Here is a 13,940-nt window from a genome sequence, read left to right as displayed (position 1 = left end):
AGTTAGGCCACTACCAATTCCACTTCAACATTTCCTCTGGTAGCATTCGAATACGGGCAAACCTGATGCGCGGCTTCCACCAGCTTCTGCGCCACTTCTTTTTCCACGCCCGGCATAGTTACGGTCAGCTTTACGGCCAACTTATAAGCCTCACCTTCTTTTCCGATGCTCACTTCGGCGTCCACAACCGATCCTTTCAGATCCACGCCTTGGCCACGGGCCACAAGATTTAGGGCGCTGTCAAAACAAGCCGAATAACCCGCGGCGAAAAGCTGTTCCGGATTTGTGGCACCACCGGCACCGCCCATCTCTTTCGGGATGCGAACGTCAAACTCCAATTGTCCGTCTTTTGAGCTCACGCGTCCGTCTCGTCCGCCAGTAGTGGCCGCTTGGGCCGTGTATAAGGTTTGCATCTTCTGATTTGTTAGTTTGCTTTTAAATTGTTTTCCAGACAGGACAAACAGCTGGAGAAAGAAAGGATACGTTATTCCCGTAGTTCCTCCAACAGGCCGTTGAGCTGGTCTGCCCGTTTGTCGTCCAGAGAAATCAGGCTCTTGGAAGCCAAGGCCTCCCTAGCTTTTTCGCGCGAGGCGTCGCCAGTCTCCGTTAACGATACGAACACCACCCGTTGGTCTTGCGTGTCCCTTTGTTTGGTCACAAGTCCTTTCTCGGCCATCTTGTTCAACAATCTTGATACGTTCGGCATACGGTCTACCATACGTTCCTTTATAAGGTTTACCGTCGCGCGGCCTTTGGGCTGGCCTTTGAGTATACTCAGAATGTTGAGCTGTTGCCATGAGAGCCCGGAAGGTTTCAGGCGCATGGCCACTTCGGTCAGTATCCAATTCGCCGTAAACACCACGTTGGTGGCGGCTCGTTCTTGAGGCGTGCTGAACTCGTGTTTTATCTCGTCTTCAATCTTCATACGGGAAAATATGTTCCATGGATTATATTTCCAAGGATATTTTTTTAGTAGAACAAAAACAACCTGTCTTTTTGATTGAGAATACGCTTGTTTTTATGGATGGAAGTAAGCTGAAAAGCCAAAAAAGAAGATTTGCATAGCCAAAAGGCATCCGCCTAGCCCAAAAAAACGTAAAACCGGACACCGGATTATTAAGCCTTTCGATTTCTGCCAGGAAAAACCACAAATTTTCTTAAACACTGATAATCAGACAGAACTATTTAACTTATATTAACAACTATTCATTTGTTTTGCTTTGAATCGCTGTTCTCACGGTTTACTTTTGTATCGTAACGAAAGGAAACGGAAGGTCAAGCCGGGAGCCATCTCCCGGGAATCCGATCTTCGTAGCCGCGGTTACGGAAAAGTAATTTGACAAACTTAAATAGTAAGCCCATGAGAACCGTATCAGAAGATACCCGCTTGATCAAGGAGTTTATCGGAGGCCGTAAGGGCTCTTTCGACATTCTTTGCGGTAAGTATTACGATAGGGTACTCAACAAAATCCGAGCTATCGTAAAAAGCGAGGATGTTGCCGAGGACTTGGCGCAAGAGGTCTTTATCAAGGCCTTGGATACCATCAAGTCGGGTAATTATAAAGAAGAGGGCAAATTCCTGCCCTGGTTGATGAGAAGCGCTCATAACCGCGCGATCGACTGGTTCAGGAAGACACAGCGATATCCTATGATGTCGGCGGAGGAGAACCCGAACGTGTTCAGCGACGTTGATTTCCGTGAGTTGAGCCGTGAGGACCAACAGATTAAGAACGACGTGATCAAAAAGTTGAGATCGTTGATCGACGAGTTGCCCGAATCGCAACGTATGGTCCTACAAATGCGAAGCTACATGGGAATGAGCTTCCAAGAGATCGCCGACGAGACTGGGGTTAGCATTAACACGGCCCTTGGCCGTATGCGTTACGCCTTGATTAATTTGCGCAAGCGCATGGACGTGTCTGACGAACAGGTGTTGGCTTTGGTCGCCTAAGTGTGATTGAATTTAAAAGCGAACTGTAAACGAAGAAAGGAAAGACGATGAAGCCGGCGGGCCGACCGCCAAACGAGGATTTTGAAACAGAGTTTGTAAATACTGATAATATACATTTTTTCCGGCGACGAGAGTCGCCGGTTTTTTTTGTCCCAACAAAACGGAATAAATTCCGGATACCGAAATCTCTTCCCGTTCGTTTTCCGTTAAGAGAATGGCTCTTATTAATGGTGGGAGAATTAGTTTTCGCCACGGAAATAGCCTTAGACCGCTGAACGTCAGCTTTTCGGAACAAAATATTTTCTATTAGATCTGGAAAGTCTATCTTCACGGAATCAACGAATTAGAACAAAAACACTCTAGACACTATAAAATCCATACGATTATGAACATCCTGAGCAAAAAACTTCCTTTTGTCGCTTTCGCATTGTTTCTCACCACGGCATTTTTCGCTTCTGACGCACTCGCCGGAAAATTTAAGAAAACCGTTTTCGCAGTTTCGGGCAATTGCGGAATGTGCGAAATGCGTATCGAAGGGGCGCTGAGCGAAGTAAAAGGCGTAAAGCTCGCCGACTGGGACAAAACCACGAAAAAAATCACCGTAAAATACGATCCTTCGGTAATTACGCTGGCTTCCATTCAGCAAAAAATCGCTGACGTGGGATATGACAACGCCGGAGCCAAAGCCAAAGACGAAGTTTACGCAAAACTTCCGGGTTGCTGCAAATACGAGCGTGCCGGAGCTAAAGCTTCCGGATGCTGCTCGAAAGAGAAGAAAGCATCTTGTTCTAAAGACGAAGCCTCTTGTGCGAAAAAAGCCGAAGGAAAAGCCTGCTGCAAGAAGAAAAACTGATAACGGAATAACCGGCCGAAAAACATTGGCCAAAACATTTCGAAAAAACACTAGTAATCCCGAGTGCCCGCTGTGGTACCCGGGATTTTTTTGTCACAAAAAACACAAAATGAATAGTCAAGCCGTTTTTGGCGGGGGATTTTTCATCAATCCCAATTCACGATTCGGAATTTTGGAACGAAAAAGAGATTATTGCTACAGCTAAAACATTTTTGCAAAAACCCAACACCAAACATGATTCGTAAAAACCATTTTTCACGGTTTTTCTTCGCTACAGCGTTTTGTGCTACGCTGTTTTCGTGCGGAGAACCGAAAGACAAAGATTCGGAAGTGGATTCCGGCGAAAAAAAGTCGGACCTAAATTTAGTGCTCCGATATGACAAGCCAGCAAAACAGTGGATGACCGAAGCCTTGCCGATCGGCAACGGGTTTATGGGCGCCATGGTTTACGGTAAAGTAAACGACGAACGGATCCAGTTCAACGAAGAAAGCCTCTGGGCCGGCGGACCCGACTCTTGGGACGATTACAGATCGGGCAACAGGAAAAACGCGTCGAAACATCTGCGCAAAATCAGGGCGAGCCTTCTTTCCGGCGATAAAAAAACCGCGGCGGACGTTCTTTCAAAAGAACTTACCGGAAGGCTGAAGCCGAAAACAGGCTCGGAACTTTCTTGGGAAGGATACGGAGCCTACCAAAACTTCGGCGAAGTGTTGGTAAGCGTAAAACATCCCGACGGAAAAGTGACGGATTATGAGCGAAATCTGGACCTCAACGACGCCACCGCGAATATTTCTTACGCCGTAGGCGACGCCAAATTCTCCCGCAGGTATTTCGCCAGCTATCCCGACCGCGTTTTGGTTTTCGAATTCGAAACCACCAAGCCCGGCGCTACGGAATACACTGTAACTTTTGCGCCCGGACAAAAGAACGCCACCATTTCGGCCGAAGGAAAAACCGTAACCCTTAGCGGAAACGTGCCCGACAACGGAATGGGATACGAGGCCAAACTTGTGGCGCGCGCAGAAGGCGGAAAAATTTCGGCCGAAAACGGAACGCTCCAAGTGAAAGGCGCCGGAAAAATGACGCTCGTTCTCACAGCCGCTACTTCTTATATAAATAAGTATCCGAACTACACCGGTAAAGACTACAAAAAAGCCAACGCGAAAACGCTGGCCAAAATCAAAGACAAAAAAGCGTCGAGCATTTTCGCCGATCACAAAAGCGATTACCAAAACCTCTTCCAAAGGGTTACGCTCGATTTGGGCGGAGATAATTCCGGCGCCGAAAAGAATACCGTTCAGCGCCTACATGATTATCGCGAAGGCAGAAAAGACCTTGACTTCGAAGAGCTTTACTTTCAGTACGGTCGTTATTTGCTCATCAGTTCGTCGCGGCCCGGCTCCATGCCCGCAAACCTTCAGGGAAAATGGAACAACCTTAACAATCCGCCGTGGGCATGCGACTATCACATGAACATCAACGAGCAGATGATTTATTGGCCGGCCGAGGCTACAAACCTGGCCGAATGCCACGAACCGCTGATCGAATACACAAAAACTCTCGTTGAACCCGGAACTACCTCGGCGAAAGAATTTTTCAACTGCCGCGGATGGATCGTAAACACCATGAACAACGCGTTCGGTTACACGGCTCCGGGTTGGGGAATGCCGTGGGGACATTTTCCAGCGGGCGCCGCTTGGACCACGCAACACAGCTGGGAACATTTCGCTTACGCGAAAGACACCGCGTTTTTGCGCGACACGGCTTATCCGCTTATGAAAGGCGCCGCCGTTTTCTGGGTAGATTATTTGGTTCAGGATAAAGACGGATCACTAGTTTCCGCGCCTTCTTTTTCTCCCGAACACGGCGATATTTCCGTAGGCGCATCAATGGACCAGCAAATCGCCTGGGATATTTTCACCAACACTATTGAAGCTTCCGAAATATTGGGCGTGGACAAAGCCTTCCGCGATACGCTCATCATGAAACGCGACAAACTTTCGGCCCCGAAAATCGGACGTCTCGGGCAGTTGCAGGAATGGAAAGAAGATATCGACGATCCGGAGAACAAGCACCGTCACGTGTCGCACCTTTTTGCGCTCCATCCCGGCCGCCAAATTTCGGTTAATACTACACCAAAGCTCGCCGAAGCGGCCAAAACCTCGCTCAACTACAGAGGCGACAGCGGTACTGGCTGGTCTTTGGGCTGGAAAGTTAACTTTTGGGCGCGCCTGCGCGACGGAAAACGCGCGCGAAAACTTCTCGGCAACCTGATGCGTCCCGTAATTTCGCAGAAAGAAGAAATGCTCCACGGCGGTGGCACATATAACAATATGCTTTGCGCGCACCCGCCTTTCCAGCTCGACGGAAATATGGGCGGTACGGCCGGCATCGCAGAAATGTTACTCCAAAGCCAGAGTGGAAAAATCGAGATACTTCCAGCCCTCGCTCCCGCTTGGCAAAAAGGAAAAGTAACCGGACTCCGCGCACGCGGCGGTTTCACCGTAGATATTGAATGGGAAAACGGCAAAGCGAAAACCGTAAGCCTAACTTCCGAAAAAGGCGGTGCATGCACGGTAATCTGCAACGGAAAAGAAGCCACGCTAAACGCCAAGCCCGGAACCAAATACAAATTTGACGGTGAGTTGAAGAGCATCTAAAATACTTCCCGAAAAAATCTTAATGAAAACGGCACGCAAAATCGCGTGCCGTTTTTTCGCTGGAAACTTCCCTCATTACTTCCCGATAACCACAGCCATATTAAAATAAAATCCGCGGTTATACCACTCACCTTTTCCCGTTAATACATCACGCACACCTATGTCATAACCCAAAGAAGGCTCAAAACTTCCCATGCGTAAACTTAGGCCCGTTTTCAAACCGTAATCAAAACGCCGCGCTTTATCGTCACCGCTTCCGAATTTCACGGAATGCTCGCCGTGGTCGTCCCTAATTTTTCCGCCTAAAGCGTAAGCTCCGTACGGATTTATATCGAGCCTAACAGCCTGCGGACAGCCGACTATCCTGTGTTTCAGAATATTTAGGCTGAATTTTAACGGAACTTCCAGGTAATTCAGCCTCAATTTGGTATCGGAATCTTCCGCTCCTTTTGCCGTAAAGTTTATTCCGGGCTGAAACGAAAAACGTTTTCCCGTATAATCGAAAAACACTCCGCCCAGAAAACCGGCCCGCAAATCGACAACATCCAAAGAGTTCTTTGTCCGCACACCCGAAACATTTATGCCCAACCTAAGTCCGGGTTTCCATCGGCTGTTTTTACAGTTGTATACAAAGCCACCAAATCCTGACGAAGCGGATTTTCCCTCAACATTTTTGGCCACTTCTTTTACCTGCGCTACGGCCTCCGCATTTTTTCCGGAAGCCAAAAACTCTTTAAACTGAGACAACTTCATTGACCCGTTCCTTTTCCGCAAGATTTTTTCCTCCGGGCTAGCCACAACAAAAATCGGAACGCTTACCCTGTCGGTGCCCGTATACTGCACGTAATACTCCATGCTTTTGCGCTCGTCCACGTCAAACTTTACCGGAACGTAGAATTTATCGGCCAAACCCGCCACTTCAGGATCCGTGAAAATGTATTTGTCCATATGCCTGCATGGGCCACACCACTTCGCCGTAAAATAAATCAACAATGACTTATTCTCCCGCTTCGCCTTCGCCACCGCTTCATCATAAGATCCGCCGAAAAAATTTATTCCTTGCGCATTTACAAAAACAGGGCAGAGCATTCCAAAAATCACAATCAACACGAGCAGTCGTTTACTCATTTTCGTTCAGTTAAAAATATCCTTGTCGATGAAAAACATTCGTCTCCCCTTCAACTGCCTGACAAAAAAACTTCGGCGCAGGTTGTCTCGCCTTAAAAATTTTGGAGCCGAATCATGCTCACCGGATTCACCGACCACTCTGGCCATACCGCTATCTGACACACAAATAGAGCCCGCTCACGGCCTCCGGTCCAAAAACCGATATACTAATATCAAAGCGATTATAACGAACTGAAAAGCAATGAAAAACAACTGGAAAAGTTCTCCGAAACCGTAAAATCCGCATCAAAACACGATTATAAAAAAATAACGAAACTATCATTATTTCGGATTATTCGATGTGCCGTTTCAGCCTGAAAAACCACACTTAAAAACACAAGAGGTTTTTCAACCCGAAAAGCCACACGTTTTTTTAGGCTAAAAAATGGTCTCGCTACAATCTAAGGTACTTTTTATAATCCTAGAAAACACCGTCACACTTTTCTCCGGGCTTGTGGCTACGAATAAATTCCCCTTTCATTTTTTGCACAAAAACTAACCTCGGCGAAAAGACGAACACAAAACCATCGCACATTTCAAACGTACTGAAACACAACGCAAAAACCGTAGCGAAAAAATGCCCGTAAAGGAATCCGCCGAACGTCCGCACCTCTACCGCCACCTCAGCGCTTTGGAACGCCACATCATTCACGATATGGAACTGTTCGGATTTTCCATACGCAAAATCGCGCAGACAATAAACCGGTCGCCGTCCACGGTAAGCCGGGAACTCCACAGAAATAGGGTCACTTTTAAGTACGGCTATTGTCCACGGCTGGCCAACGAACTTTATACAGCGCGCAAACGCGTGTACGCAAGCTGTTACCGCACATACGGCAAGCCGTATAAATGGCGCTACGTTGCCGGCGAGCGTTTTTCCCGAAACGAAACCGCTTGGCTTTCCGATCTCGTAAATTATTCACGAAACAAACCCGACATATTTTCCCGCAGGGGAAAAAAGAAGGCCTTCAGCTTCCATTCCGATTGGCGCCTAAAAAAATTCACCTTCGAAGACCTCCCCTATTATGATTGGCTCCTGAGCGTGGAAAAGAAAACACTCTCAAAACGGCGCCCGAAATCCACGGCAAAAAAGGAAATCCCGGAAACAACGACACAGAAACCGGCGCCATTTTTCCCTAAACCTGACATCAGCGGAATTTTTTCGGCGTCCATGCGTCCCCCCGCAAAACCTCCGTCCATTTTCCGGCGCAAAACCAGCCGACGAATCGCCAAACTCAGGGAAAGCACTGGATAAATCCGTCCTTGCTATTCTTCTTCCATGGTTTTCGCAAAATTTTTCCGCTCCCAAGCTTTTTCCGCCCGGTTTTACCCCGAATTTTCGTCACGCACATTTCCTTCACGCTCTATTTTCCGGATAAAACAAAACCCCGGTATCCCTCCGGGGTTTGTATTCACGCACAATATCCGTCCTGTGGATAGTGTTGCGCTTGCACACGTAACATCTTTTCGCCGAAAAAAATCGACAGCGTTTTTTCTCGGCTTTTTCAGACTCCGATTTCCCTGTGGAAATAAACTTCCACCGTTCCGGCGTCCCAATATTTTTTGAAAGGTTCTTTTAGCTTTCGGTATTCGGTGGCGGGCCACATCCCGTTTTTCGAATGGATTACGCCGTCGCTGTAAAACATGGCGTGTTGCAGACGGCCGTTTTTATAGCGAAACAGCACAAGACTGCCGTCGGGCAAAGGCGTTTTCAGGTTGCGGGCCGGTTTTGTATGAAAACTGAGACGCTTTTTAAAACTGCTCGCCAAAATTTGGCTCATAGCGTCGCTATTTATTTTTGTCAACGAATCGATCAAGGGCGAACAATCGATACGGTGATGCTCAAAGTACTTTTGCAGAGCATAACTGAAACAGTTTTGGGACGTGGTAAACAGAAATTGGCGTTTTCCTTCCAGTCCGGCCGTGTCAGTCGCGTTTTTAATGCGCTTGGCCTGTACCCGGTCATACTCCTCCGGATTTACCCATAGCAAATCCACGCTGTCTTTGTTCCAAAGACAATTAATGCGGTAAGTATACGCGGATCCTTCCGCTAGGGCTGTATCCAGTGGCGTTACAAAACTCAAAATAGAAACGGGCCCATCAGTTTGCGCCACAGAAAAAACAGGTTTAAAAGTAACCGCAAGAAATGCAACCAAAAAGCTACACCCCCAAACGGACAATTTCGAATATGTCATGTTATGGTCTTCACTCAGTCTCTTTCACGACCATATAACGGAGATAAATACAGAAGTTACTTTTCAGATGAAAAATTTTTAAATTTTTTATCTGAAACTAAAAAACATCAGATAACGGAAACCAACTAACTCATAATGATTTTCTTAATCCGAATTCGAACCGTCGAAAAACTTCGACTGTCTTTAAAAAAAGCAGAAAAGCGGAGCCTAATTTTTCTTCCGCTTATAACCTTCACGGTTTCGCTAAAGCAAAACGGCTTAGCTATTCTTTTTTTGAGTTAAAACCATCATTTAATGAAAAACACTTTTACACTACGCAAAATTCAACTCGTCGCCTACGCCCTGATCTTTTTGTCAATCGCCTCTTGCGTTGAAAAAACTTGTTGCGCCCCCATGCCTGAGGGTGATGACGTTAGACTAGAAATCACCATTCTTGATAAAGACGGCGGAAATATGGTCCATTATACTCATCCACAACAAATCCGGGAATCTTGGGTAGGGCTTTATTATATCAAAAACGGAGAGCTTTATGATACCGAAAAAACCGACGGCCAAAGAGGGTGGTTCTCCCGCCTAAGCCCCAAAAGCGATAACAGTCGTTACAGCTTCTATTTTCGGCCCGTGAATTCTCTTGAGAAAAAATCAAGGTATTTAATCGAATGGAGCCCAACGGACAGAGATACAGTCGATTTAAAATACAAACCCAAAATAGAATCATATATTATGATCGATTCGCTTTGGTTCAACGGAAAATATGTGGACGAAGGCATAAGGCTAAGCCAAGAGTTCACGATTACGAAATAACCGGAAACCTCACTGAAAAAGCGCCCATATTTTCCCGCCGATAATTCATGCGCATTATGCACCCTGACTTATTTATCAGCATTAAAAATGCATTATCCCGAAACCACTGATATTTTGCACTGAGTAAGCCCCGGTGTTACTTTTTATTCACTCTTGTTTTCTTTCAAAGGAGTTCATGAGAACGCTTCGCTAGTTGAGAGATCAAAAAGTAACCAAAAAATCTCTCAAATACGGCTACAAATTTTTCTTCCACCCAAAAGCATTGCGGTTATGGAAGAAAAATAAAGGCCTGAGATTAGTTTTTTGGAACGTATTGGCGTCAATAATAAAACAAGGATAATTTTGTTCAAGTGCATAGTGTAAGGAGTGATCAGGGCTTGTTCATAAAGGTCTATCTATTAAAATATTGGTGAATAGAATTTATATCTGCTACGATCTCCTCTCGCATTTCATTCATATTTTCACCAGCGTTCCTTTGGATCAAAATATTCATTACAGCAGTCAAAATACATGAAACACTTTGCTGTATACCAGAGACAAGGCTCCTTAACCCGTCCTCTCCGAAGTTCGTATCCCTCATATTATTGTTTGCCTCTACGGACCAGTGTCCCCTTACGGCGTTAGGCAAGTTGTATTGATCAATAAGACCGGTATTTATATTGCTGACGTAGTATGATGTCTCGCTTGATGTTTTTCCTGTTTTAACGACTTTACGGGTACGGTCTACCCGTATGAAGCAGCTCATCCCCGTATTCGACCAGCGACGCTCCAAGCATCCCGTTTCCACCGGGTAGGTCCGGTATATTCTTGTTTCGATCCTGCCATGGCCCTTTTCGACGGTCTTTTTATAATCCAAACATTCTGATCTCCGCTCCATGTCTCGAAGGTCTTCACGGAGTATTTTCTGGTTCCCTTTTATTTGTGAAAGGTAGACGCCCCGTTTTCCATGGATTCCCTCCAGTAACCCGGAATTATTGTGAAGGGCATCCATCGTATAAGCCGTTCCCGAAAGACCGGATTGAGTTTCAAAATATTCGTCGACAATACCCCGCTCGGAGTCTTTGGTACCCGAATAGTAGCCTACAACCTTGCTGGTTTTATCTTCTTGCGCGGTAACCAGAACCACGCTTTCCCCGCGTTTGTCCCCTGAGGATTTGTCGATACTCCCCCGGAGTTCTTTACCGTCAATCGAAAACCATTGAAGAGCTTGCGGATCTATAGTTTCGTTTGCGTTAAAAGTGGTTTCAGCAACCGCCTTAAGTCCCTGTATATCTGTATCCTTCAGGATTCTTCGGAGTTGAACACGGCTCACACAACACTTACTTTTACCACCTGTGAAATCCCGCCAATAATCGTGATCCCTTTTCATTGAGCGGTGAATCTGTGAGAAATTGAGTTTTCCTCCGCTCCTGAATACGGCAAGCATAAAGCACAGTACGACAAAAGCCAGTTCGTGCTTCTTCCCCTTGGCGTTCCTGTGGTCTACAAGGCTTAGTTGTAACTGGAGGTAGTATTGATTAATTTCGTTTTTTTGGGAGCTTATCCATCAACCGCAAGTTTGTTTGTGGTAATTCAAAATTGCAATTCATGGTGGTAAGCTCCTATTTTCTCAGACGCTTTATGAACAGGCCCTGAAGGAGTGATAAGGCGAGGGATTTCCGTGACAAAATTTTCTTAACGAAAAAAAGCGACGCTGAAACGTCGCTTTTTTTGTTCAATCCGGTTTTTTCTATTTATTCCCGGTCGTTTTATTTTTTATAGCTCTATAATCACCCCAATAGTCGGGATGGTTGTACCTGATTCGTTTTTCAACAGCTCATACGCGTACTCGCTCGGGTTGGCGGGGTTTATTACGGCCACTCCGGCGTCGTCACGCTGAATGTCTATGTTTTCTTTGCCCAAAAATTTACTTCCCGTCAGGTTCTGAATATCCAGGTAAAGGCCCAGCGTCCAGGTTTTGTAGAAGAACTTTTTATCCACGCGCAAATCCAGCGTTTGGTACACGTCGGCGCGTTCGGTGTTCAGTTTTCCGTAGTCCAAAACGCCCGCCGTCGGCACTACGCCACCGTCGCGCACGGCCACCGAAGCCGGCAAATCGTACGGCGTAAACGGCGCACCGGAACTAAAGAGCCAACGCAGGCCGGCTTCCCAACCTTTTTTGAATTTTTTGCCCGCCGTAAGGCTCACGCTGTGCCGGCTGTCCCAAGAAGACGGAACATAATCGCCGTTTTTGTCCGCGAATTCGCTCCACGCCAGCGTATAGGCCAACATACCGTAAAATCCTTTCAGAAGTTTTTGTTCCACCAAAATTTCCAGGCCGTAAGCGCGTCCTTTTCCGTCGGAAGTAACCTCATCGTTACCGACCACGCCAAAATCTCCGCCCAAATTGGCGAGACTTATCTGGTCGCGTATCAAAAACGGATACTGCGAGTAAAGCTTCAGAAAACCTTCGGCCGTAATTCGTGTCACGTCCGAGACGCGATGTTCTACGCCCGCCACAAAATGCGTGGAACGGATGTACTTCAAACCGTTCTCTTTATTTTTCAGTGGCGCGTTGGAGTTTTCCCGGTAGCCCAAAACCGTGTAGGCCGGAAGTTGGTAGAAAATTCCGGTGTTCATATTCACAACCCACTGCGAATCCAGCTCATAAGAAGCCGAAAAACGCGGCGAGAACTGTTCGAGCGGGTTTGACATGTCCGAAGAATAATCGTTCGCGTCTACGCGCGCACCCAAAGAAAGGGTGAGTTTTTCGTTCGCCGCCGTTTTGTTGGCCTGTACGTAAGCGCCCCAACGGTTGAGCCCGAAAGTGGAGCGGAAATCTTTGGTCACCGTTCCGTTTTGCGACGGAAAGCGGTTAAAAGTTTCCGACAGATATTCGGCGTAAGTATAATTGGCGCCGTAACCGAGGCTGTATTTTCCGTAATCACGAAAAGTTTCGAGCCTAAGGTGCGTCTCCGTTTCGCGCGAATTATAATCCAGTCTCAGGTTTTCCGGCTTGGAATCGTCATTGTTATCGTATTTCTCCGCCCAATTGTCAAGCGCATTTCTGCTCAGAATCGCCGTCACGTATCCGTTGTCACGGAAATACACGTATTTTGCGCCCACGGCGTAGTTCCACTGGCCGTTTACCGGAATATTTCTGAGCGTGTAGCGCTGCTCTTTCGTGTCGTTGGCGTCGGTATTCAACTCAAGATCATCAAAAGCGCCCAAGCCGATAAAACTCAGCTGATGTTTTTCGTTAAACTGTGTCTTGATTTTAAACTGGGCATCATTATACGTCGGCAAAAAAGAGAGATCCAAAGCTTTGAACAGAAATTGGAGATAAGAACGGCGCACGGAAAATATGGCCGTAGTTTTTTCGGACAAAGGTCCCTCAAGCGTTAGTCCCATATCAGATGCGCCGATTACGGCGTTGAGCCCAAAACCGTCGTCACGGCCGTCTTTCTGCTCAAATTCTATCACGGAACTTGTGGCGTTTCCCCGGCTCGCCGGAAAAGCGCCCGAATAAAAGTTCACTTTTTTGATGAAATCAACGTTGATCAACCCAACAGGCCCGCCGGATCCGCCCTGCGTCTGAAAGTGATTGATTACGGGCACTTCTATTCCGTCCACATAATATTTGTTCTCGCCGGGCGCCCCGCCACGCACGATAATATCATTGCGAAAAGAAACCGTCCCCGTCACTCCGGGCAAAGAACGCAAAGCTTTTGAAATATCACGGTTTGCGCCGGGCGTTCTACGCGCCTGATCCACGCCGATAGAACGCAAACTGACCGGACTTTCCTCCGTTTTTTCGAAAGAAGAAGCCGTCACCGAAACTTCTTCGAGTTTTGTGGAGCTTTCTTCCAGCGCAAAATCGGCCACGGCGGGTTTTGAGTTAAAAACCCGGATCTCGTAAACGGTCTTAGGCGAAAATCCGACTGCCGAAGCGCGCAAATTGTAAAGCCCCGGCGAAAGTCCTGCTATTTCGAACTTGCCGTCGGCGTCGGTTACGGCGCCTTTGCCTGTTTCTATCACCGCCACATTGGCAAAAGGTACAGCTTGGTTGTTAATTTTGTTGAAAATACGACCTGTTATCTTTCCGTTTTGCGCAAAAGCTTTTGAAAAAGGGACGACAGAAAAAATCAGCGCCGAAAACATGACGAAAAGAACAAATGAAAAGTTTAAACTGAATTTTTTAATGCACATAATGGTCATTAGACGATATCACAAATAATTTTTGTTAAAAAAAACGGCTCCTTCTTCTAACTTTTATTAGAATAAAAGTCATCGAAAATGACAATAAAAAAGTGAGCCAGCAATGAAAGTA

Annotated in this window: 11 protein-coding genes; 5 read left to right on the top strand and 6 right to left on the bottom strand. The window is 46.6% G+C overall.

Annotated elements, in window-relative coordinates; genetic code table 11:
• Positions 1 to 2 precede the first annotated feature (2 nt).
• Positions 3 to 413 carry an organic hydroperoxide resistance protein gene (locus AABK39_RS01655; RefSeq protein ID WP_338393201.1) on the bottom strand — a complete coding sequence of 137 codons (411 nt, stop codon included), beginning with the start codon at positions 411 to 413 and terminating at the stop codon, positions 3 to 5.
• 71 nt (positions 414 to 484) lie between these two features.
• Positions 485 to 925: a MarR family winged helix-turn-helix transcriptional regulator gene (locus tag AABK39_RS01650; RefSeq protein WP_338393200.1), complete on the bottom strand. Its 441-nt coding sequence runs from the start codon at positions 923 to 925 to the stop codon at positions 485 to 487.
• 435 nt (positions 926 to 1,360) lie between these two features.
• On the opposite strand from AABK39_RS01650, the gene AABK39_RS01645 reads away from it, so the two are divergent.
• The 3 genes from AABK39_RS01645 to AABK39_RS01635 all read left to right on the top strand — a co-directional run bounded on the left by AABK39_RS01645 (position 1,361) and on the right by AABK39_RS01635 (position 5,465).
• Positions 1,361 to 1,951, top strand: a complete 591-nt coding sequence (locus tag AABK39_RS01645) for an RNA polymerase sigma factor (RefSeq protein WP_338393199.1) — start codon at positions 1,361 to 1,363, stop codon at positions 1,949 to 1,951.
• A 385-nt stretch (positions 1,952 to 2,336) separates the two neighbouring features.
• The gene (locus tag AABK39_RS01640) at positions 2,337 to 2,804 is read left to right on the top strand and encodes a heavy-metal-associated domain-containing protein (protein ID WP_338393198.1); all 468 of its coding nucleotides are present in this window, start codon (positions 2,337 to 2,339) and stop codon (positions 2,802 to 2,804) included.
• 234 nt (positions 2,805 to 3,038) lie between these two features.
• Complete coding sequence (locus AABK39_RS01635; RefSeq protein WP_338393197.1) at positions 3,039 to 5,465, top strand: glycoside hydrolase family 95 protein; 2,427 nt, start codon at positions 3,039 to 3,041, stop codon at positions 5,463 to 5,465.
• 75 nt (positions 5,466 to 5,540) lie between these two features.
• On the opposite strand, the gene AABK39_RS01630 is transcribed toward AABK39_RS01635, so the two are convergent.
• Positions 5,541 to 6,593, bottom strand: coding sequence for an outer membrane beta-barrel protein (locus AABK39_RS01630; protein WP_338393196.1), 1,053 nt, complete (start codon positions 6,591 to 6,593; stop codon positions 5,541 to 5,543).
• A 616-nt stretch (positions 6,594 to 7,209) separates the two neighbouring features.
• Between AABK39_RS01630 and AABK39_RS27650 the strand changes: the two genes are divergently transcribed.
• On the top strand, positions 7,210 to 7,887 hold the full coding sequence (locus AABK39_RS27650; RefSeq protein ID WP_421825147.1) for a helix-turn-helix domain-containing protein: 678 nt from the start codon (positions 7,210 to 7,212) through the stop codon (positions 7,885 to 7,887).
• Between the two features lie 250 nt (positions 7,888 to 8,137).
• Here AABK39_RS27650 and AABK39_RS01615 read toward each other — a convergent pair whose 3' ends face one another.
• Positions 8,138 to 8,746: a hypothetical protein gene (locus tag AABK39_RS01615; RefSeq protein WP_338393195.1), complete on the bottom strand. Its 609-nt coding sequence runs from the start codon at positions 8,744 to 8,746 to the stop codon at positions 8,138 to 8,140.
• Between the two features lie 375 nt (positions 8,747 to 9,121).
• On the opposite strand from AABK39_RS01615, the gene AABK39_RS01610 reads away from it, so the two are divergent.
• On the top strand, positions 9,122 to 9,631 hold the full coding sequence (locus AABK39_RS01610; RefSeq protein WP_338393194.1) for a hypothetical protein: 510 nt from the start codon (positions 9,122 to 9,124) through the stop codon (positions 9,629 to 9,631).
• Positions 9,632 to 10,022: 391 nt separating this feature from the next.
• Here the strand turns inward: AABK39_RS01610 and AABK39_RS01605 are convergent, their stop codons facing one another.
• Both AABK39_RS01605 and AABK39_RS01600 read right to left on the bottom strand, forming a co-directional pair.
• The gene (locus AABK39_RS01605) at positions 10,023 to 11,057 is read right to left on the bottom strand and encodes an ISAs1 family transposase (protein ID WP_338391371.1); all 1,035 of its coding nucleotides are present in this window, start codon (positions 11,055 to 11,057) and stop codon (positions 10,023 to 10,025) included.
• 329 nt (positions 11,058 to 11,386) lie between these two features.
• Positions 11,387 to 13,771, bottom strand: a complete 2,385-nt coding sequence (locus tag AABK39_RS01600) for a TonB-dependent receptor (protein WP_338393193.1) — start codon at positions 13,769 to 13,771, stop codon at positions 11,387 to 11,389.
• Positions 13,772 to 13,940 lie beyond the last annotated feature (169 nt).

Origin of the sequence: Fulvitalea axinellae (assembly GCF_036492835.1) — a bacterium.
GTDB lineage: Bacteria > Bacteroidota > Bacteroidia > Cytophagales > Cyclobacteriaceae > Fulvitalea > Fulvitalea axinellae.
Note: the sequence above shows the minus strand (reverse complement) of the source record. Positions and strands in the feature narration are given on the sequence as shown.

Bases quoted from the DNA above. Each gene is read 5' to 3' on its own strand.
- AABK39_RS27650 (WP_421825147.1), top strand. From the start codon at position 7,210: ATGCCCGTAAAGGAATCCGCCGAACGTCCGCACCTCTACCGCCACCTC.
- AABK39_RS01610 (WP_338393194.1), top strand. From the start codon at position 9,122: ATGAAAAACACTTTTACACTACGCAAAATTCAACTCGTCGCCTACGCC.
- AABK39_RS01640 (WP_338393198.1), top strand. From the start codon at position 2,337: ATGAACATCCTGAGCAAAAAACTTCCTTTTGTCGCTTTCGCATTGTTT.
- AABK39_RS01635 (WP_338393197.1), top strand. From the start codon at position 3,039: ATGATTCGTAAAAACCATTTTTCACGGTTTTTCTTCGCTACAGCGTTT.
- AABK39_RS01655 (WP_338393201.1), bottom strand. From the start codon at position 413: ATGCAAACCTTATACACGGCCCAAGCGGCCACTACTGGCGGACGAGAC.
- AABK39_RS01605 (WP_338391371.1), bottom strand. From the start codon at position 11,057: ATGCTTGCCGTATTCAGGAGCGGAGGAAAACTCAATTTCTCACAGATT.
- AABK39_RS01650 (WP_338393200.1), bottom strand. From the start codon at position 925: ATGAAGATTGAAGACGAGATAAAACACGAGTTCAGCACGCCTCAAGAA.
- AABK39_RS01630 (WP_338393196.1), bottom strand. From the start codon at position 6,593: ATGAGTAAACGACTGCTCGTGTTGATTGTGATTTTTGGAATGCTCTGC.
- AABK39_RS01600 (WP_338393193.1), bottom strand. From the start codon at position 13,771: ATGTTTTCGGCGCTGATTTTTTCTGTCGTCCCTTTTTCAAAAGCTTTT.
- AABK39_RS01645 (WP_338393199.1), top strand. From the start codon at position 1,361: ATGAGAACCGTATCAGAAGATACCCGCTTGATCAAGGAGTTTATCGGA.